19 protein-coding genes and 1 pseudogene are annotated in these 20,435 nt (G+C 46.4%); 16 read left to right on the top strand and 4 right to left on the bottom strand.

The genetic code is table 11. The features are described from left to right. Window positions 1–71 precede the first annotated feature (71 nt). Together GL182_RS13550 and GL182_RS13545 are read right to left on the bottom strand one after the other, a co-directional pair. Window positions 72–2,102, bottom strand: coding sequence for a flavin monoamine oxidase family protein (locus GL182_RS13550; protein ID WP_163380229.1), 2,031 nt, complete (start codon window positions 2,100–2,102; stop codon window positions 72–74). A 35-nt stretch (window positions 2,103–2,137) separates the two neighbouring features. Continuing rightward, window positions 2,138–3,070, bottom strand: coding sequence for a heme-binding protein (locus tag GL182_RS13545; RefSeq protein WP_163380228.1), 933 nt, complete (start codon window positions 3,068–3,070; stop codon window positions 2,138–2,140). A gap of 1,196 nt (window positions 3,071–4,266) precedes the next feature. On the opposite strand from GL182_RS13545, the gene GL182_RS13540 reads away from it, so the two are divergent. The 7 genes from GL182_RS13540 to GL182_RS13510 all read left to right on the top strand — a co-directional run bounded on the left by GL182_RS13540 (window position 4,267) and on the right by GL182_RS13510 (window position 9,827). Then, entirely contained in the window at window positions 4,267–5,589 is a 1,323-nt protein-coding gene (locus GL182_RS13540) for a site-specific integrase (RefSeq protein ID WP_163380227.1), read from the top strand. Window positions 5,590–5,607: 18 nt separating this feature from the next. Then, window positions 5,608–6,486 carry a hypothetical protein gene (locus GL182_RS13535; RefSeq protein ID WP_163380226.1) on the top strand — a complete coding sequence of 293 codons (879 nt, stop codon included), beginning with the start codon at window positions 5,608–5,610 and terminating at the stop codon, window positions 6,484–6,486. 70 nt (window positions 6,487–6,556) lie between these two features. Then, window positions 6,557–6,775 (top strand): hypothetical protein, encoded by a 219-nt coding sequence (locus tag GL182_RS13530; protein ID WP_163380225.1) that lies wholly within the window; start codon window positions 6,557–6,559, stop codon window positions 6,773–6,775. After that, window positions 6,769–7,101 carry a type II toxin-antitoxin system RelE/ParE family toxin gene (locus tag GL182_RS13525; protein WP_163380224.1) on the top strand — a complete coding sequence of 111 codons (333 nt, stop codon included), beginning with the start codon at window positions 6,769–6,771 and terminating at the stop codon, window positions 7,099–7,101. Before GL182_RS13530 ends, GL182_RS13525 begins: the two co-directional genes overlap by 7 nt. A 69-nt stretch (window positions 7,102–7,170) precedes the next feature. Beyond that, complete coding sequence (locus tag GL182_RS13520) at window positions 7,171–7,773, top strand: hypothetical protein (RefSeq protein WP_163380223.1); 603 nt, start codon at window positions 7,171–7,173, stop codon at window positions 7,771–7,773. A gap of 102 nt (window positions 7,774–7,875) precedes the next feature. Further along, window positions 7,876–9,477: an RHS repeat domain-containing protein gene (locus GL182_RS13515; RefSeq protein ID WP_163380222.1), complete on the top strand. Its 1,602-nt coding sequence runs from the start codon at window positions 7,876–7,878 to the stop codon at window positions 9,475–9,477. Then, window positions 9,477–9,827, top strand: coding sequence for a DUF3592 domain-containing protein (locus GL182_RS13510; RefSeq protein WP_163380221.1), 351 nt, complete (start codon window positions 9,477–9,479; stop codon window positions 9,825–9,827). The genes GL182_RS13515 and GL182_RS13510 overlap by 1 nt, the downstream gene beginning before the upstream one ends. A 241-nt stretch (window positions 9,828–10,068) precedes the next feature. On the opposite strand, the gene GL182_RS13505 is transcribed toward GL182_RS13510, so the two are convergent. Next, complete coding sequence (locus GL182_RS13505; RefSeq protein WP_163380220.1) at window positions 10,069–10,407, bottom strand: helix-turn-helix domain-containing protein; 339 nt, start codon at window positions 10,405–10,407, stop codon at window positions 10,069–10,071. A gap of 286 nt (window positions 10,408–10,693) precedes the next feature. Here GL182_RS13505 and GL182_RS13500 point away from each other — a divergent pair, with 286 nt between their 5' ends. The 5 genes from GL182_RS13500 to GL182_RS13480 all read left to right on the top strand — a co-directional run bounded on the left by GL182_RS13500 (window position 10,694) and on the right by GL182_RS13480 (window position 15,916). Further along, the gene (locus tag GL182_RS13500) at window positions 10,694–13,600 is read left to right on the top strand and encodes a CHC2 zinc finger domain-containing protein (RefSeq protein WP_163380219.1); all 2,907 of its coding nucleotides are present in this window, start codon (window positions 10,694–10,696) and stop codon (window positions 13,598–13,600) included. Between the two features lie 80 nt (window positions 13,601–13,680). Further along, window positions 13,681–14,553, top strand: coding sequence for a tyrosine-type recombinase/integrase (locus tag GL182_RS13495; protein WP_163380218.1), 873 nt, complete (start codon window positions 13,681–13,683; stop codon window positions 14,551–14,553). Then, window positions 14,550–15,413, top strand: a complete 864-nt coding sequence (locus GL182_RS13490; protein ID WP_163380217.1) for a tyrosine-type recombinase/integrase — start codon at window positions 14,550–14,552, stop codon at window positions 15,411–15,413. The genes GL182_RS13495 and GL182_RS13490 overlap by 4 nt, the downstream gene beginning before the upstream one ends. Window positions 15,414–15,449: 36 nt before the next feature. After that, window positions 15,450–15,686, top strand: coding sequence for a type II toxin-antitoxin system HicB family antitoxin (locus GL182_RS13485; RefSeq protein WP_205603658.1), 237 nt, complete (start codon window positions 15,450–15,452; stop codon window positions 15,684–15,686). Next, on the top strand, window positions 15,683–15,916 hold the full coding sequence (locus tag GL182_RS13480; protein WP_163380216.1) for a type II toxin-antitoxin system HicA family toxin: 234 nt from the start codon (window positions 15,683–15,685) through the stop codon (window positions 15,914–15,916). Before GL182_RS13485 ends, GL182_RS13480 begins: the two co-directional genes overlap by 4 nt. 516 nt (window positions 15,917–16,432) lie before the next feature. Here GL182_RS13480 and GL182_RS13475 read toward each other — a convergent pair. After that, window positions 16,433–16,654 carry a hypothetical protein gene (locus GL182_RS13475; RefSeq protein ID WP_163380215.1) on the bottom strand — a complete coding sequence of 74 codons (222 nt, stop codon included), beginning with the start codon at window positions 16,652–16,654 and terminating at the stop codon, window positions 16,433–16,435. Between the two features lie 247 nt (window positions 16,655–16,901). Between GL182_RS13475 and GL182_RS13470 the strand changes: the two are divergent. The 4 genes and pseudogenes from GL182_RS13470 to GL182_RS13455 form a co-directional block, all read left to right on the top strand. Next, a pseudogene (locus GL182_RS13470) lies at window positions 16,902–17,750 on the top strand (RHS repeat domain-containing protein); the annotation flags it as partial. A gap of 8 nt (window positions 17,751–17,758) precedes the next feature. Further along, window positions 17,759–18,337, top strand: a complete 579-nt coding sequence (locus GL182_RS13465) for a hypothetical protein (protein ID WP_205603657.1) — start codon at window positions 17,759–17,761, stop codon at window positions 18,335–18,337. A gap of 366 nt (window positions 18,338–18,703) precedes the next feature. Beyond that, complete coding sequence (locus GL182_RS13460; protein WP_163380213.1) at window positions 18,704–18,985, top strand: helix-turn-helix domain-containing protein; 282 nt, start codon at window positions 18,704–18,706, stop codon at window positions 18,983–18,985. 116 nt (window positions 18,986–19,101) lie between these two features. Then, entirely contained in the window at window positions 19,102–20,307 is a 1,206-nt protein-coding gene (locus tag GL182_RS13455; RefSeq protein WP_163380212.1) for a VapE domain-containing protein, read from the top strand. The last annotated feature ends 128 nt before the right edge of the window (window positions 20,308–20,435 follow it).

Raw genomic sequence — 20,435 nt, 5'->3', positions numbered from 1 at the left:
ACACCCGGCCGGCCTCCTCGAGCGATCCGGGAATCAGGAAATGATCGGTTGCTGAGACCGTTTCATCCTGCTTAGGGTAAGTCGTAATGCGTCAATGTAATGCCATGCGAAACGCCATCTGCTTTGAGGCTTTGCCGAACATTCTCGCGTGCTTTTGACGGAGCGATTTCTTTGAACTCCTGAAAATCTGGATCGATATACGTTTTAATTTGCTCAAGGCTGTTCTTTTTGTAGAAACTACTGACGGCTTCTTCGGGGGTCTTCCCGGTTTTCTCCTGGAATACCTCGCTGTACGCATTCAATCCCCATTTTTTCAGCATGAGGTTGGCCGAACGCAGCGAACCTTCTACCCAACCCTGGTAATCTGAATAGGCTTCATTGCAGATATATACATTCGGTAAGGGTTCCGTGAGTAGTTCCTGCGTTTTATCGTCTTCTGCGTGCAAAGCCCATTGGTGCACACCGTATCCAAATCTTTCGCTGGCTTCTTTATCGATAACGGTACTTCCGGCCCAAATACGGGCACTGGTCAAGACAGGCTGAGGAATGTAGGTCACATTGAACACTTTCTTGAAAAACTCAGTCGCCTTTTCTACCACCTTCTGGGAAGCGGCAAAGACTACCTGATTCTCTTTATCGTTTTCTTTCTCCTGCATATCCGAAGTGAAAAGCGGTCCATTTTTTTGCAAGGCCAACCAGAAATTGATATTCATGTAATCGCAGTAAATGGTCAACGCTGCCGGTTTCTGAGATTTACGCCGATTGATTTCATCTATCTTTTTCTGAATATCTTCCGGAATCGGTTGATTGTGCTCGCGCATGTATTGCTGATATTCCAGGGCAGCCGCTAACGCATCATCCACCGCATAGAATGGATAAATGGAACCAACAGGTAAATCGGCAAAATTAGGTCCGAATTCGACGGCTCCTTTTTCTACCAGCGTCTCGTTACACCACCAGGCTTTTGGGTAATACAAATTGATCTTGAGTAGGGGCTGGTTAGTGGCTGTTTGAAGCGTGTTCCACAATTCATCCGATTTGCTTTTATCCAGTACATTGAACGTATTGGATCGGATGAATAGCGTCTCCAGTGCCAGCCTGGGTAGCGCTAGAACCACCTTTGCACCCTGTATTTGCCCCCTTTTTTCCTCCTCACCTTTTTTATTGGTGATCGTGTAATCAAGCTGATAGCCCTCCTCGCTGGATTGGTTCAGACTGGTAACGGTGGTGTTCAGGAATATGGACTTTTTGCCTACTTGCGCTGCAAGGGCATTAGGCAATGTGCTGAAGCCTTCACTCAAGGTACGAAATTGTGGATCGGCTGGAAATTCTTTCAGCAATTGGTAGGCAACTCCGCCGTTCATTTGAGAAAGGAATGTGCCATTGAATCCCGATGATTGATACACCATGTTAATGGCTTCATTGCTGTAGCCCATGTCAGCAAAAAGATTCCATAACGACCAGTCCTTCATAGTCACCCCCTCCCATTGGCAGCCGATGCGGAAGTCTTGCCAATAGGCCGGCCCCTTGCGGTCTTCCGCCGTTGGGTATTTGGCCGTAAAATCCGGATTGGCAGCCAATATCTGATTGTAAACGCTATTGATAATCTCTGAGGGGCTCAGGGCAATTTCCTGCTCGGTAAGATTGTACAGTTGTGGCCAGGTATTGTTCGCTTCCTTTTGTTTAAAAGGAACCCCTCTAAAGTATAATCTATTGTTTCCGCCACTTTGCATGGGAAAAGGAACGATCTGCCTGGCGATAAGCTCCTCTCCCGGATTGGGTTCACCGCTCTCATCAGCAGTTGGCAGGGTCATAAACAGTGCCATCAGGTTATCCATACTGTCAAACGTAAAGCGCATGCCACCTTCTTCCTCTTTGACAGTGGCCCCCTCAAATTGGATCAGGTCCGAGTCTAGTCTTCCTCCGGTACGATTGAGTTTTTCAAGAATTACGATTTCTTCCGGGGAATACCCTTTCTCATTGATTAACCGCCAGGCCGTATACAGACCTGCCATACCGGCTCCTACAATCACCACGGAGGCTTTTTTTGGTACCTGATGACCTTCGGGATGTTTTAGATTCTTAACTTTAAAGTGTGCCATTTTTTTCAGATTTGGGTTTATTAAAATACGGTTGATTATACTACCTTTTGTAAGGTGTTGACGCTGACATGAGGCCAGTCAATACCAAAGAAGTTGAGAATGACCGTCTGGGTATATTGAAGCCTCAAAATCGGGTCGCCGTTCGAATCCTTGTCCGCTAATTCCTGTATCCAAAACGTAGCATTCATCTTGGTGGCGTTTGCCTGCTTTTTAATAAAAGGAATACTGGAAATGCCACCGGACTCAAAAGTGGAATCAAACGTCAGCTCGGTGGTTTTTACAATAGCGACTCCCTCGTTGGCTTTGGTAAGCAGGTCGTTCGGAATGGTGGGGTCGAAAACACCCTTAAAAAGATTTTCATGAAAATGCTTATACGGAGCCAGGTAGGGGTTATCAAGCTTTTTGAAACCTAACGGTAATCCACTTTCCTGAGGAATGGTCGGGGCACCGTCAATCGTTCGAGCCTTTCCTAAAGCCAAAACTGAATTCCCATGGGGGATAGAACCAAGTCTTGCGATGTCAAAACCGGTGGTAGCCAGGTTCGTCATGTGCAAAAATAAGCCGGGCTCGTGATGTATGGGTAGGTCTGGGGGGCCTGCTTCCCCACTCTCCGGAAAGTCCATAGCCGCGATTTGGGTGATAGACTGATCGTAATCCAGCGTGGCTACGAACTGATCCGTGTTTTCCGGTTCATTAAGGTCTACGCCTCTATTTGGAACGCCCTTATCCACCAGGCCAAACGCGTTTTTCTCATTGTATTGATTAAGCAGCAACCTGTAGTTCAGCGAAGACCCTTCCTTGATGAACGGAAGCGCGATCATGTTCCAACCATGACCGGGTAGATGGGGTACGTTTGTCCAAACGCCCGTTAATTGTTTAAGAGGGCCGAGTGCGTCTTCGTCTGCCGGAGCATGCTTTAACGTTCTACCCTGGGCGAGCATTTCCTTGAAATTTTCTGTGGTAAGCATAAAAGTGTTCGTTTAAGTGGATGATGCAAGAGGATTACATGTTTAGTTTTAATACGATTCGATTAACATTTAATTTTTCTACTCTGGTATAAAATTGGCTTTTCGGATGCCGCCTATTTAATAATGTTTTTTATTTTCTACTTTTTGAAAATATCATTTGCCGCAATGAGTGGATAAACCATTAGATTTCGCAGACTATTTGCGTATGAATTATAATTGAACCCTGCCAAAAGCACCAAGCCCGGGTGCGGGAGGCGTTTGTGGAGTCCTTTTTTCCTGGTTTTGCCCAACCTTCTTTAAATGTACTCAATAATATTTATTTTGCATGATTTAAGACGGAAAAAAGCATAGATTATACGGAATGGGTGCCTTTTTTCAGATGTTTGTTCGTTGCGTTAAGAAACCGCGTTGAAAGCAAATCCCATACTCCGATCGCTTGCCAACACCTGAACGGATGGTCAATCTTTCCCAGTCGTTAGCGTTCAACTTCTCGTGAGTTTCCGGCAGCATTCCTTGAGGCACACCGGGTAATTCAATATTCCGCCAAATGCCATTTACATACAACGACTACAGGGCATATTTTTCCGGGAATCACTGCTATGCCTTAAGCTGGAATGGTGATATACGAGTGTGTGGAATTCTCTTTTGCCAGAATAGTAGGGGTTTAACGCATTTAGAGACAGTTTAACCTTTCTGCTAACGCATTATTCTGGGGGTCCATTTCTTCCGGTATATCCAGTGAATTTATCCGAGACGATGGAGGACAAGGTAAGCGTTTTGGGCCGGGTAGGCGGGACTAGCCCGAGCGGAAGCGTAAACCTTGCCTACTGGCAGGCAAGTACCAGATTAGGTTGGGGTGGATCGGGATCGTGTCGATTCATGGGCCCGAGCGTTAAAAATTCGTCCCGAATGGAGTATTTTAGCGATTTACCAGGCTGCAGGGTGGCTCCCGGCGACTCGAAATGAAAATAGCCAAGCAATCAGCTTGGCTATTTTTGTGCAGAGGAGGAGGGATTCGAACCTATCCATACTATTTTATCAAAAGATATCATAAGTGCCATATATACATATATATGAACATATTATATCTTGGTTAAAGATAAGTTTTGAACACATTTAATCAACTTTTTCGCCCCTGAATTCGCCCCTGAATTTTTTTATTCGTAAATTTAGGTATCATTATTTAAAATCAGCCGATGGAAGCATCATTGAGATATGAGTTAAGACGGGATTTGGAAAACAAAAGAGGGGAACAACCGCTCACCTTATTGATCCACCTGGCGAGCCAAAGGAAAAAAGTCGGTACAGGAATTAATTTGATACCTGAACTTTGGTCCGGGGAGCGTCAGCAAATTTTAAACCTAACCACAAAGCTTAAAATCCAACTCCAAAAAAAATATGGAGACAACCTACCCAACAAGCATACCCTAATCCAGTACCAGGATGACCTGATTGATTTGAAAAATAAAGTTCGAAAGTTGGAAGAAGGTTATAGGTCCAGGGGCATAGCCTACAGTGTAGAGATGCTGGTGGAAAAAATAAAGGAATCAAAACTTCAACTAACCAAAAAAGAAGACCCCTCCAATCTCGTCTATGATTTTGTAGACCGCTACATTCAGGAACACGAACTCACCCGGGTCAAGGGTAGTTTGGTGGTGTATAAATCCCTTAAAAAGCACTTAAAAAATTATGAGGCCAAAACCAGGAGTAAAATCCGGTTCGATAAAATCGACTACAACTTTATGCAGGCCTTTCAAAACCATTTGATTGGTTGGGAAGAGGTACATGAGACTACCGGCACGGTAAAAACCTTGAATAACATTACCATTGCCAAGCAACTGAGTACCCTTAAAACTTTCCTTGGCTATGCCAAGAGGCAGGGCATCAAGGTCAATGATGGATACAAGGATTTTTCTATCAAGAAAGACAAACTGGAAGTCATCGCCTTGACCCAAGGTGAATTGGACCTGCTTTTTAATTTTAACCTGAGCTCCAACAAGCGTTTGGATCAGGTGCGGGATATTTTCTGTTTTAGCTGTGTGACCGGTTTCAGGTTTTCAGACCTGCAGCAACTAAAACGAGAACATATCAAAGAAATGGAAATCCGGTTGACCATCCGAAAAACCAAGGAACTTGCCATTGTCCCTTTGAACCAATATTCCAAAACCATTCTGGAAAAATACAGGAACCTGGCAAGCCCCATTCCCATGATTTCTAATCAGAAGTTCAACAAATACGTCAAGGAGCTCTGCAAACTGGCTGGGATCGATGATCCCATAGAAATAATCCGGTACAAAGGTGCCACCAAACAATCCACCATCTACAAAAAACACGAAATAATCAGTGCACACACCGGAAGGAAAACCTTTGCCACCTTATCCCTGGAAAAAGGAATCCCTGCAGAGACCGTAATGAAGATTACCGGCCATGCCGATTACAAGAGCTTTCAACGGTATGTGAAAGTGACGGAAGAAAGAAAAAGAAACGAGATGCAGAAAGCCTGGGGAGCTCCAGTGTAAGAAATCAACCCTTGAACCATGAAAAAGTTCGATCCAAAAAGGCCCCTCTGGCTGTACAAACTCCGGGAGTACCTGCTGCTTTTTGACGGGAGTTCCGAAGAAGAAAGGATGCTGGCTTACCGGTATGGCTGGCATATTTTTTCCATCAACCGACAGCACTTTGAGGATTTTTCGCATTTTATACGGCGCCGAAAGTGGTTTGTCTACCTGTCCTTGATTTATCCCATTCTCCTTACTTTTCTAAGCCTTTTGCTTGCCATTTCGGTTTTGACGATTGACGTTACATTAAAAGTACCAATGGCCCTGATTTTTTCAGGGATTACGGCGGGGATTATTTATAACCTGATTGGCAATACCCTTAAGAACATTCGGGAGACCAGCATTTTTCTAAAGTATGTGGATCCTACGGAGAAATTGGCCAATTTCCGGGAATTTGAAACCCTGGATTTTCTTGACAGGGAGGCTGCACTACTTTTCTATGAAAATATGCGGGCAAAGCGAGATTATGCCGTGATCGAAACCTCAGAAAACAAACTGGATAAAACGGAGAAATTACTGGCCATCGATTTTTTGTTGGGTGGACCGGGGACATTAAATGAACTGATCAACAAACTCTGCCTGGATCCAAATTGCAGTTTGTCGAAGGAAGGTGTTTACCGGGTGTTGGGAGAAATCCTGACAGCTTCTCCGGATAACATCAAAAAGGATATCACTAAAAAGGTAAGCGAAATCAGATATGGAGCAAATCTTTCACCCAAAAGGATCGATCAGCTTAGAAATGTCAAAGCAATATTCAATCAGGCAAAATTGGGGTCGAAGGCCAGTGAAATCGACAGACTTATTGACACCATGGAAAGTCCAAGGGTTGGATTGAAAAATGGGGTGGAATACCATTAACGGAAATAGTCAGAAAAATCTAAATTCCTTTAAAATCGTTATATTTGAAAAGACTTAAATATTGATAAGGATGGAAACAATTGCCGCCAGAAAATACGCGATTATAGAGAAGGTAATGCACTTGAATGAAGAAGAGCTCACTGAATTAGAAACTTCTTTGATTAAGTTCTCGGAAGGTCCTATCAGCGTTGAGCAATACAACCGGGAATTGGATGAAGCTGAAGCCGAGATGGACAGGGGAGCCTTCTACAGCCAGGATGAAGCAGAGAAAATGGCTAAAAAATGGTAGAAGGTAATCCTGTAGAGAATTTTTCCAAACAACGACCTACGGTATCCTGGACCAAAAGTGCTTTTATTTCACTTCAAAAAGCTTACAAAAAAATTAAAGAAAACTCACCTGCAAGTGCTGAGAAAGTGAAAGACACCATTCTATTCCTGACCCGCAACTTGGCAGATCACCCAGAGAAATATCCGTTGGACAGGTTTAAAAAGGACAACCCAGGGAGCTACAGGGCTTTTGAGAAATACTCCTACCGGGTAGCTTATCGGCACACAGATAAAGAAATCAAAATCCTCCGGGTAAGGCATGTAAAACAAGAACCTAAGTCTTACTAGTGTCCCACCAAGTATTCTGACTCAGAATAAATTATAGCTATGATGCGCATGAGGACAGAGCGTTAAGAATTGCTCCGGTGGAGCAATTTAGCGAAGGGCCGGGCTGCAGGGTGGGTTAAGGCCCTACTTCAGGACCTGCCGGAGATAGGCAGTAAACGTACCGATTACATCTACGACCTGATAAGTGGCAATGTAAATGCGGTGATCTATCAGGGCGGTCATGAGGACCAACTGATCCACCGCTACCGCTACGATGCAGACAACCGAATAGAGGACGTGATGAGCAGCACCGATGGCTTCGTCTGGAGCACAGATGCCACTTACTTCTATTATCCCCACGGCCCGCTGGCCCGGGTAGAGCTGGGAGAATACAATGTACAGGGGCTGGATTACTACTATACCCTGCAGGGCTGGCTGAAGGGGGTGAACACTCCGTACACAGGCGATCCCGGAGGGGATGGGGAAAACGGCCTGCGTACCGGCGGAGATGCCATGGCCTTTTCGCTGGGCTATTACCAGGATGATTATATGCCGATCGGCAGCGGCATCACGCTCTCCGATACCCGGGACAACCTATGGACCAGGTATCAGGACGACCGGGGTACGACTGCGGCGAAGGGCTTGTGCAATGAGGGCCGACCGTTAAGAAATGATCCCTTTGGATCATTTTAGGGAGGAGCCAGGTGGCAGGGTAGGCCCTAAGTGAATTAAATTCAGAGAATAATTTTTAATAGGGTAAAAACAATACTTTTAAAAACCGATTATTGAAGCTGGATGAGCACCGACCTGCCCAGCCTGGGCGAGTCCGACCGCATGCAGGCCATGGTCTACGGCTACGACCAGCTTCACAGAATAGTTAGGGCCAGAAGCCTGAGTACCTATGGCCAGAACGGGTTAACGAGGACTGATCCTACGGATAAATATGACACCGATTACAGCTATGATGCTAACGGAAATTTATTAACTTTACAAAGGAGGGACTCGCAGACGGCGATTCTTGATGAATTGACATACAGCTACTACGAGGAGAGCAACAAACTAAAGAACGTAGACGGTTCGGATGTTGAAAACTACTCCTACGACCAGATTGGCAACCTTATTGGTGACAATGCGGAGGGAATCGATAGTATCGCATGGACCCCATATGGAAAGGTACGAGCAGTATTTAAAGATGACAATTCTGAGGTACATTTCCGATATGATGCATCAGGAAACCGAATAGCCAAGATCACCGATAGTGACACAACCATTTATGTAAGGGATGCTTCTGGTAATGTGATGGGGGTGTACAATAATAGAACGCTCAAGGAACAAGCCATTTATGGCAGTTCCAGGCTTGGTTTGGTTAATTACGCTTCGAAAACAGGATATAGAAGTCTTGGAGGCAAGAAGTACGAACTTACAAACCACCTTGGAAACGTCCTTGCGGTCGTAAGTGACAATATCCACCTGGACCAGGACAGCACCTGGACGACAGCTATCAACACCACGGATTACTATCCGTTCGGATTAGCTATGGATGGTCGTACGGTTCAGGACAGCACGTACCGATATGGGTTCAATGGGATGGAAGGGGATGATGAGGTAAATGGCCCCGGTAGGAGCTATACGACCGAATTCAGGCAGTATGATCCCGTGGTAGGGAGGTGGTGGAGTGTGGATCCTAAATTGGAGTTTTTTCCGTGGCAATCACCATATAATTCAATGGATGACAATCCACTTGCGAAAATCGACCCAAAAGGAGACTGTGTAAATTGCCCTACAATGTTAGCCGGCGGTCTTATCGGTGCTGGTGTGGGATTGTATGACCTAACCCAACAACATGGCGGTTTTTTTAATGCTATTCAAAAATTGTCAGAGGGCGATGGTAAAGCTTGGTTACACCTAGCAACAACCACTGGTACAGGAGTGGCATTAGGGTCAGGTGTAGGACTTTTCGGAAGTGTAGGAATTGCCACAGGGTCAAATTTACTTGACCAAACAATTCAAAAGGATATAATTTTGGATGGGGATTTTTCAAAAGTGAATCCTGTTGAAACGATGGTTGCAGGGACATTTGCAGGGATCGGATTTGGCGGTGGAAAAATTGTAGATAAACTCTTAAAACCAATTACAACAAAAGGAAGTGCTTTAAGTCCTTTTGTTGAGAAGACTGTTTTCCCTCGAAATAATCCAATTTCAGTAGTTGGAGCTAATCTTGGTCTGGGTGCTACTTCGGCCCTTGGAGAAAAATTGACAATTTACTTATCAGATAACCCTTCAGGAAATGAATCTGCTGATCCTTCGGATTCAGCAGAATTGCCAATCCCTTTTGCCCGAGATCAAGAAGAATATACTCCAAAACCAAAAAACAGTGATTTCCTTGATTTGAACTAATGTTAAAAATTAAAAAAACGATATATTGGATTTCTTGGCTTTTAATTCTTTATATCCTTATTATGGGATTATATAAAGGAGGAGAAATGCTCTATAATTATAAGAAATTAAAGGTAAATGGCATAGAGTCTATTGGAATTGTTGAAAAAGTTTGGCGAGGAAAGTGTGGAAGTGGATATGGGTATTTTGTTAAATATAAATTTGAAGTAAATGGAGAAAACTATAAATCAATTTCCTCCTGTACAGCTTCAAAGACTACCAAGGTAGGTGAAAGGTATTATGTACTTTATTTAGAAGAAGACCCAACTCAAAGCCGGATTCTGTTTGATAAAAAGATAAGCGATCAATAACTACAATCTCCTGCGTAAGAATAAGGTTTTACATTCTTCCTTAGAAACATTCTGCTTTACTTTCTTTCAGCTGATAATTGTTTGGGAAGATGATTTTTTTGTTTGAATTTTCGAGTCGGAATCCCGCCCGATGGTTAATCTGTTGTTAATCATAGAAAAATTTTGAAAGTAACGGGGTTATTTAAATTTAAACAATAGGGTTAAGTAAGAGCGGATAGTTATCGCTTTACGGGTACTGGTTTCAAGAAGCATATGCCTGTTTTGCCTTAAAATCCCTGATCGCCAGGTCTAGGAAGTTCATGATCATGTTTTTGGTCTCTCCCTCCATTTCCTGGATGAGCTCAAACTTTTTGAACAGCTCCTTGTCCTTTATCTGTACCTGCCCGTTTTCACTCACCAGGTAGTCGGTGGATACTTCCAGTGCATCGGCGATGCTTTTGAGCACATCGGCCGGGGGTACGGTTGTGCCGAGCTCGTACCTTGAAAGGCTTTTGAGGTTGACCCCCGATATTTTTGAGAGTTCCCCCTGGGACAATTTTTTCTGCTGCCTTGTGAGTCTTATTTTCTCTGATATAGTCATAATTGAGAAGCTTTTTAGTTAAAAAAGCCTTTTTATATCTTATAAGGACAAATATAAGCAAAAAACTTATTTTTTTCTTTCAAATGTCTTGCGTTGGATTCTCACTAATATTACTTTTGGGACAGATATGAGAAAATAAAAATTTTAATTTTTTTTCAGATGAAAGAAAACCGCCGTGACCCCCAAAATCCGAAAGGGCTTTTCCAAACCGCCCCCCGGGAAGAATACCGCTGTTTATGGATGTGCCGCCGCGGGACATCTTCCCACCCCTTTAACCGGTAAAGGAATGGAAATCCAGGAAATCAAAGCACGCCTGACGCTGGCGAAAGTTTTGGCCCACTACGGCCTGAAACCCGACAAACACGGTAGGCTGCACTGTCCGTTCCACGAAGACCGGACGCCTTCCCTGCAGGTGTATCCCAAAACCCACACGGCCTACTGCTTCAGCAGCAACTGCAAGACCCATGGTAAGAGCATGGATGTGATCGATTTTATCATGCACAAAGAGAACAGCAGCAAAGCGGAAGCAATCGAAAAGGCCATTGAACTTTCAGGCGGAGAAAACAATCCATTAAATAACCCAAACAAAACTGTAAGCCCAGCAGTGAAGCCAACCGTCAGCCGTGAGCAGATACTGGACAAAATGTTCGCCTACTTCAGGAACGCCGTGCCCAACAGCCCCCCGGCCCGGGATTACCTGGAAAGCAGGTCCCTTAACCACACAAGGCTGGAAATAGGCTACAACAGTGGCCAGTTCCACCACGCTGGAAGGTTTAGAAAAGCTGGAAGTCCGGATAGCGGCAGCGTATCGGGAGCAAAGCAGGAAGATGCGTTGATCGAAGCCTGCGTGAAAGTGGGCCTGCTTTCCCCCTCCGGCAGCAATACCCGTTCCGGTGGTCAGGGGTATAAACCCTTTGCGAAGGGCTGTATATGCTTCGCCCTGCGGAACGGTTCCGATCAGGTCAGCGGCCTGTACTTCCGCAGTACCACCGACAATAAAGACCAGCGGCACTTTTACCTGAAAGACAGATCCGGGCTTTACCCGGGATACCCCAATGCTGCAACTCAAAAGCTGATCCTTACCGAAAGCATCATCGATGCGGCCAGCCTTTTGCAGCAGGAAGCCATAGCCAAACAATACGGTATCCTGGCCCTGTACGGCACCAACGGGCTAACCGAAGAACACACCGAAGCAATCAAATCCCTGGAAAGCCTGGACGAGGTCATATTTTTTCTCAACGGGGACGATCCGGGCAGAAAAGCAGTAAGCAGACATGCCGAAACCCTCAGGTCCCTGAACCCCGGACTGGCATTGAGCAGCGTGGACGTGCCGGAAAACGAGGATGTGAACAGCCTGCTGCAGTCCCATGAACCCGGGGTGCTAGCCCATCTGCTGGAAGCCCGCCTTCCCTGGGGCAATGCAGGCACTTTTCTTTCATGCCTGCCGGCAGATAAATTTTCAATTGAAAATGCCCCGGATGAAAAAGAAAGATCGCCTGCCGAAGGCCGGGACACAAAGGAACCGGAGGCCCCAAAGACAGGAAAAACAGCCGCCGGTAGCGGTGCCCGGCTGGACACCCGCAACCCCTACAAACTCAGCTACACTCCCGTATCAGGTGCGGGACAGGCTCCAAGGGCCCATTACGCCATCCTGGGCGGGATCAGCAGGACACCTGACAGCATGAAAGTGACCCTGCAGGTGGAGCACCCCGAAACCAAACGCAAGAGCCGCAATAAAGTAGACCTGTATGAAGACAAACAGGTGGAACGCCTGTGCAAGGAGGTAAGTGAGCGGCTGAACCTGAGAAAAGACCTTTTGGAAGAAGACATTTACCGCCTGACGGATTTACTGGATGCATACCGTGAAACTTTAGTAAACGCTGCCACGGAGAAAGGGGAGAGCCCACAGCTTACGCCACTGACGGCCAAAGAACGGCAGGAGCTGGAGGCCTTTGCTAAACAACCGAAACTCATACAAAGGTTGGGCGGACTGCTCGGCAAGACCGGCATAGTAGGGGAAGACCACAACCGGATATTTTTGTTCCTGGTTGCCTTCAGCCACAAGCTCCCGGAACCCCTTCACGCCCTGATCCAGGGCTCCTCCGGCAGTGGCAAAACAAGATTGATGCGGCAGGTCAGCGACTGCATGCCGGAAGAGAGCGTCGACCGTTTCACCCGGATCAGCGACAAGGCATTGTACAACTTTCCGGAGACCTATTTTGTGAACCACCTGCTCTGCCTGGAGGACATGGACGGCCTCTCCGAGGAAGCCGAATACTCGGCCCGGGAGCTGATCAGCGGCGGGGAGCTGCGCAGTGCCGTGTCGGTAAAGAACGAAAGCGGTCAGATCAGCGAGGGACAGCGGATAGTCAGGGGCCCGGTGGCCTCCCTGTGCTGCACCACCAAAGGCGAGGTTTACGAGGATAACATGAGCCGGGTGTTCCTGATAGCGGTGGATGAGAGCCCCGGACAGACCGAACGGATCATCCGCTACCAGGACCGGAAAGCGGCCGGCATCATTGACGGGAGGCAAGAGCAGAAAACCAAGCGGTTTTTACAGCAGCTGGTACGGATGCTAAAGCCCCATGAGGTGGTCAACCCCTTTGCCGGCAAAGTCAGCCTGCCGAAGGAAGCCCACAAGATCCGGAGGCTGAACGAGCTGTTCCAGGGCTTTATCAAGATCATCACGGTGGTGAACCAGTATCAGCGAAAGAAGGACGGACAAGGAAGACTGACCGCCACCACCGAAGACCTGGCCACGGCCATAGGGATCATGTTCGAGAGCATTGTGCTGAAAGTGGACGAGCTGGACGGGCCGCTCAGACAGTTTTACGAATCCCTGAAAACCTTCATTGAAAAGAAAGGGAAAGACTACGAGTTCAACCGTTTTGATGCGATGCAGGCCAGCGGACTGAAGAAAAGCCAGCTGCAGGTTTATCTGAACCGACTGATAGCACTGGAATACGTCCGTCAGTATGGTTTTGCCAACCGTGGCTTTACCTACAGGATCAGCCACTGGGACGACTACACCGCACTGAGGGCCAGGATAAAAGTCCACCTGACAGAGCAACTGGTAACGATAAAAAACAAAGAAAACGGGTTAGCTTCCGGCATGGACCGGACACCAGACCGGAAGCCAGAAGTACCGGCAGGAAGCAGGGAAAACGCTGAAAACGGGCAGGGATCAAAATAAATGGCCGCCGTCCCCGCTTATGGGGACTGGCTTCCGGTGTCCGGTAAAGTTGTGCAAGCCCCATCAAAAAAGACAGCAATATGACGCCTACGTATGACCAGACGGTCAGGGAATTCAGGGATTACCTACAGCAGATAGGCTACGGCAAGAGCAGCGTTAGCATGCTACCGGACTGCGTAAAAGCCTTCCTGGAGAGCCAGGGGCACATCCCAATAGATGAAATGAGATCTGCCGATATTGTCCGTTTTTACAGGTGGCTGCGTCAAAGGCCGCACAAACGAAAGGAAGGGGCATTGAGCGAACAGTACATCAACCACCACCTCTACGCCCTGAGGATCTTTTTCGGCTGGCTGGAAACCACCGGGCGGATCGGGGAAAACCCCATCAGCACCATGAAGTTCAAAAGCCCCGTGCCCAACCGCAGGGAGCCGTTTACACAAGGCGAAATTAAAGCCCTGTTCCAAGCCTGCCAGGCGATCGAAGAAACCGCCCTTTTGCACCTGTTTTATTCCTGCGGCCTGAGAAGGGCGGAAGCCGTAAAGCTCAACACCAGAGACATCCATTTCAGGCAGCAGGTCCTTTACGTGCGGGAGGGGAAGGGGGCAAAACGCAGGGCCGTACCCATGACAGCGAGAGTAAGCCGGGAACTTGAAAACTATTACCTGGAAGCACGGGGCGCAGCAAAAAAGGCAAAAGATACAGAAGCTTTTATGCTGAACGGGACCGGGACAAGAATGAGTGGGGACAGTTACAACCGCAGGCTGAAAGAGATAGCGGCCAGGACAGAGATAAAGCGGGAGATCAGTTTACACTACCTGCGGCATTCGATCGCCACGCACCTGTTGGAAAGCGGCCTGCCGGTGGAACAGGTCCGTGACTTTTTGGGGCACAGCCATCTGGAAGCCACGCAGATCTATGCTAAGGTGCATCAAAACCAGATCAGGAAACTATGACACTTGAGCAATACTTACAGCAGCAGTATACGCCCAAAACGGCAACAGCTTACGGGCGGGAAATACAGGCCTACCTGCAGAACCAGCCCGGGGCGGCCGTGGCCATGCACAAGGACATTGCCAATTACCTCGGGGCTTTACGCAAGCGCTACGGCAACCCGGCCACACTCAACCGGATACTTTGCAGCATCAAAGCCTATTACAGCTACCTGCATGCCAGCGGGAAAAGAAAGGACAACCCGTCCAGGTCAATAAAACTAAGGGACAAACAATCAAGGGACATTCAGTTGCAGGATTTATTCACAGCGGAAGAACTGGAAAAACTGCTGGACCGCAAAGAGCGGTACACTGTACTCACTTACCGGAACCGGGTACTGATGGGCCTTTTGGTTTACCAGGGACTGTTACCGGCCGAACTGGAGAACCTGAAAACCAACGATGTGAACCTGGACAGGGGAAGCATCTACATCAGGGGAACGCCCAAGACCAACAGCAGGGAATTACAGCTGAAACCTGAACAGATCATGCTTTTTCATGAGTACCTCAGCCAGGTCAGGCCGAAACTATTAAAGGACAATGAAAGTGAAGCACTACTTATCGGAAGCCGTCAGCACCCGGTAACTTCGGAAGATATCACCAAGCAGGTCACAAGGAGCTTTAAGGGGCTTTATGCACCCCGGAAGGTCAACTGCCGGACGATCAGACAAAGTGTCATCACCAATCTTCTGAGAGCAGGGAACGACCTGAGGATTGTCCAGGTGTTTGCCGGTCATAAATACCCCTCGGCAACGGAGAAATACAAACAGGCACAGCTCGAAGAGCTGAAAGTGGCGGTACAGAAACACCATCCTTTGGGGTGAAAGAAACTTAAATAACCATATAAAATGTTTACCTTTATGATTACTATGAAAACTTATCAGTTTACGGCCCAAATAGAAAAAGATAAGGAGACAGGCCTCTATGTGGGGCTTGTTCCTAACCTGCCGGGTGCCTATACCCAAGCAGCCACATTAGACGAGTTACAAACTAATTTAAAAGAAGTTATTGAGTTGTGCCTGGAAGAGCTGAGCCCTGAAGAACTAAGCGACCTGTCCGAGTTTATAGGCTTCCAACAGATATCGATAGCTGTATGAGTAAACTACCGTTGGTAGATGCCAAAACCTTAGAAAAGGTTCTTTTACTGTTGGGGTTTGAAATAAAAAGGCAAAAAGGAAGCCATGTTTTTTATCGTCATCCCGATGGCCGTTATACCACAATACCACATCATAAGGGCAGAGATATCGGCCGTTCATTATTACGGGCGGTACTTCGGCAAGTAGAAATTACGCCAGAGGAATTCATTGAACTGTTAGGCGGGATATAAACCATCCGTTACACATCTCCTCTCAAGCGACATAGCCGGACGCTCCGAAATGACGCCTGGAGTAGCGACAACGTTCACAGGTAAAGCGGCGTTCGTCATCGTCATCCGGCAAAAAGCCACGCCAGCCCGGCGCGGCAGCCTTCCACGAATAGTTTAAAAAAACAGGATGTTCCAGGCAGCTGCACCACCCTCCGGGTCTTCGCTACGCTCCGAGCCTGTCATGCCTTTTGCGCTCCTTCCTCTTCCTCACGGCTGTTCCCTCCCGATTTATGGCCGTATGCCCTTCGGGACGCTACGCTCATACCGCCAACATCGGGACCACAGCCAGGGTTATGGCGGGCCCGCGGGCCACCGACAGACCTCCCGACAGGCCATTATGGTCTTAAACTTTTAGTGGCATAGCCTGTCGGGATCACTGCCAGTCGCATTCCATCGCCAGGCTTTTTCCGGCAGGCTGTCGGCGGCACCCGCAGGCGGCCCGCAGCCCAATGCACGAAAAGGCCGCCGCCTAAAGGTCTAACCCCCAACCCCCGGGATCAACCGGGGGCTTTCCCCGCCCACGATGCCGGGTACCGTCTCCGAAAGCTGTTGCGTGCAGGAAAAAACAACAAAAAGGAAGAGCAAAGTTAGGCAGGTACGCACAGCCTGCCCGCCTTTAAAAAACAAGTCCGTTGCGCTATTTACCCGCACGCAACCCACCCTGCCTACGGCAGGCAGGCGCACCTTAAACCGCTCCACTCCCTTGCTTTTTACCCATACCCGCCGGATTGGGGGCTTTCTTTTTTTTCGTTTTTTCTTTTAAGGAATGTTTTACAAAAAGGCAGCCCGCGCACACCTTCTTTTTTTTTCAACTGAAAAACTTTTCAACTGAAAGAAAAAAACTATCTTTATGGTTGTCCATATAGGCGAAACGTTCTTTAGAAGTTGTGAAAGAGAGTTGAAAACCAACTGAAAATGTTGTGCAGGAGCGTACCGATATGGGTTCAATGGCAAGGAGGAAGATTCATCCGGAGAATGGGGTTCTAAGAGCCATTACGACTACGGCTTTAGGATCTACAACCCCTCCATAGCGAAGTTTTTGAGTGTGGATCCGTTGACATCAAGCTATCCTGAGTTAACCCCTTATCAGTTTGCGAGTAATAGGCCAATTGATGGGATTGACCTAGATGGGTTAGAATATTGGAATTCCACCAGTATTTATTCCGAGGGGCTAAATGTTGCAGTCGGAAACTTTTTCGGTGGAAATTTAGGGATTTCAAAGGGTACTGCCTGGGATATGATTGGTAAAACCCAATTTAAGACTTATTCGGCCGTGTGGCCCGGAAATCAAAACCTGGAAGAAAGTAGTCATAATCCAAGATTGATTGCCGGTGCGGAGGTGAGCATGGACGGTGGATTCAGCTTTGCATTTAATAAACCTACTTTTTCCAAGGCGATGGAAGCTATTGGTGTGTCAATGAGTACAGTGAGTGCTAAATGGGGCTTGGGGGCAAGCGTACAAATCGGCGAGAATCTTTTTGGAATAAGGTTCGGCGCAGGGATTGGAGGAAGTATAAAAACCGGTGATCAATCCATAATTTTTGAATCCATATCGATTTCAAATTCAGAGGCAAATGCCATCGAGAGAGGAAAAGATTGGTATGTAAGTACTCCAAAAATACTTGAATCGGATGGTTTAAATCCTGTAGAAGCAATTAGTGAAATTATGGTAGATGGTAAAAATACAGGAATACAGGTTTTTAGTGGAGTTGTTGAATCTGGAAATGACTTTAAATCTGATGGGATTTGGAAGTCTCAATCCTATTCTGAAAAAGAAAATGAATACAATAAGTAGTAGTGGATATGAGATTTAGCGTCAAAAAATTCCTAATATCTATGGTGGTGATCTCGGTTACAGCTCCAATACTATGGTATGTTTACGTTGGGTTTTGGAAACTTAAAACGAAAAATCTATTTGAAAAGGCACAAAACGAGTTTGTTGTAAGATACGGATATGAAGAAAGATCTAATGGGATTACTCAAACATTGGTAGGAAAAAATCAAAATGAGGGAGGTAAAATAGCAGATTATTATTATAAATTGAATCATGATTTAAAAGATGTTGAAAGAGAAATATTTATTAGAGGCGATGATATACTATATTTATCACCAATCCCGGTACCAATTCATTTGAAATATGTAGGTGTAAAAACTAAGTTATATATCAAACCAGGTGACCTCAATAATGAAGTAGTAAAAGCCTATGTTTTCAACACGGATTGCTGGGGATATTTCATTGCTTACATCCCATCAGTTAATATCCATGAATCGGAGCCTCCTCCGGAACTGTATGAGAAGTTTTTGGAATATGTAGAAAAATTGCCTAAATCGACGAGCCCAAAGTTTGGGTCCCTAAGTCCCTATGGATTTTATTGTAATTAACACCGTTGGTTTAATGAGAAGTAGCCAGGGTACTTCTCATTAAATTAAACAATACTCCCTAAAATACCTCGAAACAACTTCGTATTGTACGCCATTTTTTTTGTTTCATTGGTGGGGAAGTATAGCCTCAAAGCCCTAACGGCGCAGGCATTCTAATTTTCACAAAGTAACCCAGTTTTTTCATGCCTAAATAGGAAAAGCCCCAACAAATATTCCCCGATCCAAACCTACCCCAGAATTTTTTCATTTAAAAATCAGCTATAATCGCCAGCTATGACGGTTTCTGAAAAGTTGGGGTACTACCCCAGCTAACTACCCCTGCCAACTTCTGACCATATTCGGCCATCAATCAAACACAAACCGAATATGAACGACTTGATCTTTTCCCCCATCGACAAAAGGCAACTCATCCAGGAGATTGCCGAGGAAGTGGCCGCCAGAATAATCCCCGAACTGAAGCCACCGGTACAGGAAGACGAACTGATACAGATCCCCGAAGCCATGAAGCTGCTGGGCCGCTCCCGTACCACCATCAATAACTGGCGCAGGGAAGGTTTCCTCAAAGAGCAGGTGATCAACACCAGGGTATATTTCAAAAAGTCGGATATACTCAATGCAGGTCACCAGAAAAATGGCCGGAAAAAATAAAAGCGGATCATGCCCGATCCGCTTGCTATAATTTCATGTAGGAAATGGTATCCCTCTTTGAATGAGTCAAATATACCATTTCTGTGTGGATTTACCAACCCAAAACCTACAGAATAATGGACGAGGAAAACCCTATCAGGAAGATAGATGAGAAATCTTCCAGCCCGACCATCCGGATGATTAAATTCCTGATGTCAAAATACGACTTTAAGAATAACCTGGTACTAAACGAAGTCTTTGCCAGAGAGAAAGAAGGGAACAGCTACAGCCCAGTCAATCCCAATACCCTTTACATAGAATGCCGGCAAGCCGGGTACCGCACGTCTGTAGGTGAAATCAACACCTTCCTTTGTTCGGACTTTATTCCCAAAACCAACCCTTTTGTGGAGTATTTTAAACAGGTCCGGAACAAATGGGATCAAACCCTCCATGGAGACTATATCCAAAAATTCAGCGGCTATGTCCAGGTATTTGGTCAGCAGCGCTTCGAGCTGCAGTTCAAAAAATGGTTGGTCCGCTGTGTGGCTTGTTGCTTACGGGATGACTTCTTTAATAAGCAGGCCCTGATCTTTGTCCAAGAGCAACAGAACAGCGGCAAGACTACTCTGACCCGTTTTCTGATACCGAATCACTTAATGGCATACCATGCAGAAAATATCTCTGTGGACAAGGACAGCCTGATCGCTTTGAGCCAGAATTTCGGGATTATCCAGGACGAACTTTCCACCCTTTCCAAAACCGAGATCAACGCACAGAAAACCTTGATGAGCAAATCGCATGTCAAGGTCCGGCACCCTTATGATAAAAAACCCAAAATGGAACCTAGAAGGGCATCCATCTGGGGATCCACCAATAAGGCCGAGTTCCTGACCGATGTGACGGGTAGTGTACGCTGGCTCTGCTTTACGGTAAGGGCGATCAACTGGGACTATAAAACAGATATCGATATCGACCGGGTTTGGGCTCAAGCCTATCAGTTGTTTCAGTCGGATTTCCAATACGAGATGACGGCTGCTGAAATCCAGGAAAATGAACTGATGAACAATCAGTACAAAACCATTTCGCCCGAAGTGGAACTGGTGCAGAAGTTCTTTTCCCCTGGTACCAAAGAGGACCATGACAAATTCATGACGGCCACTGAGATTTGTCACCAGCTGACCTTGAACCTTTCCGGAAACCTAAGGATCAGCCCGGTAGAAATCGGCAAGGCCCTGAAACTGCTCGGCCACATTCAGACCCAGGTGCGGAGAAGCGAAGCCCAAACCTTCCCCGAAAAGGGGTATTACATTAAACATAATCAACCTACTACTTACTACAAATAACATTTAAACAATTGATAATCAATTAAATAAAGTGTAGTAGGATAAAATATATCAAGTTACTACAACCTACTACAAAAAGGATTTTTGTAGTAAGATGCCTTTTAATTTCTAATAGTCATAAATGACTG

Origin of the sequence: Cyclobacterium sp. SYSU L10401 (assembly GCF_010993705.1) — a bacterium.
Lineage (GTDB): Bacteria > Bacteroidota > Bacteroidia > Cytophagales > Cyclobacteriaceae > Cyclobacterium.
This window is presented reverse-complemented; position numbering and strand designations above follow the sequence as displayed.

What these genes read in the sequence shown, in the direction of transcription:
- GL182_RS13490 (WP_163380217.1), top strand. Translation starts at nt 14,550, where the DNA reads ATGACACTTGAGCAATACTTACAGCAGCAGTATACGCCCAAAACGGCA.
- GL182_RS13465 (WP_205603657.1), top strand. Translation starts at nt 17,759, where the DNA reads ATGAGATTTAGCGTCAAAAAATTCCTAATATCTATGGTGGTGATCTCG.
- GL182_RS13510 (WP_163380221.1), top strand. Translation starts at nt 9,477, where the DNA reads ATGTTAAAAATTAAAAAAACGATATATTGGATTTCTTGGCTTTTAATT.
- GL182_RS13485 (WP_205603658.1), top strand. Translation starts at nt 15,450, where the DNA reads ATGATTACTATGAAAACTTATCAGTTTACGGCCCAAATAGAAAAAGAT.
- GL182_RS13495 (WP_163380218.1), top strand. Translation starts at nt 13,681, where the DNA reads ATGACGCCTACGTATGACCAGACGGTCAGGGAATTCAGGGATTACCTA.
- GL182_RS13500 (WP_163380219.1), top strand. Translation starts at nt 10,694, where the DNA reads ATGGAAATCCAGGAAATCAAAGCACGCCTGACGCTGGCGAAAGTTTTG.
- GL182_RS13480 (WP_163380216.1), top strand. Translation starts at nt 15,683, where the DNA reads ATGAGTAAACTACCGTTGGTAGATGCCAAAACCTTAGAAAAGGTTCTT.
- GL182_RS13545 (WP_163380228.1), bottom strand. Translation starts at nt 3,070, where the DNA reads ATGCTTACCACAGAAAATTTCAAGGAAATGCTCGCCCAGGGTAGAACG.
- GL182_RS13540 (WP_163380227.1), top strand. Translation starts at nt 4,267, where the DNA reads ATGGAAGCATCATTGAGATATGAGTTAAGACGGGATTTGGAAAACAAA.
- GL182_RS13530 (WP_163380225.1), top strand. Translation starts at nt 6,557, where the DNA reads ATGGAAACAATTGCCGCCAGAAAATACGCGATTATAGAGAAGGTAATG.
- GL182_RS13515 (WP_163380222.1), top strand. Translation starts at nt 7,876, where the DNA reads ATGAGCACCGACCTGCCCAGCCTGGGCGAGTCCGACCGCATGCAGGCC.
- GL182_RS13535 (WP_163380226.1), top strand. Translation starts at nt 5,608, where the DNA reads ATGAAAAAGTTCGATCCAAAAAGGCCCCTCTGGCTGTACAAACTCCGG.
- GL182_RS13525 (WP_163380224.1), top strand. Translation starts at nt 6,769, where the DNA reads ATGGTAGAAGGTAATCCTGTAGAGAATTTTTCCAAACAACGACCTACG.
- GL182_RS13505 (WP_163380220.1), bottom strand. Translation starts at nt 10,407, where the DNA reads ATGACTATATCAGAGAAAATAAGACTCACAAGGCAGCAGAAAAAATTG.
- GL182_RS13460 (WP_163380213.1), top strand. Translation starts at nt 18,704, where the DNA reads ATGAACGACTTGATCTTTTCCCCCATCGACAAAAGGCAACTCATCCAG.
- GL182_RS13550 (WP_163380229.1), bottom strand. Translation starts at nt 2,102, where the DNA reads ATGGCACACTTTAAAGTTAAGAATCTAAAACATCCCGAAGGTCATCAG.
- GL182_RS13455 (WP_163380212.1), top strand. Translation starts at nt 19,102, where the DNA reads ATGGACGAGGAAAACCCTATCAGGAAGATAGATGAGAAATCTTCCAGC.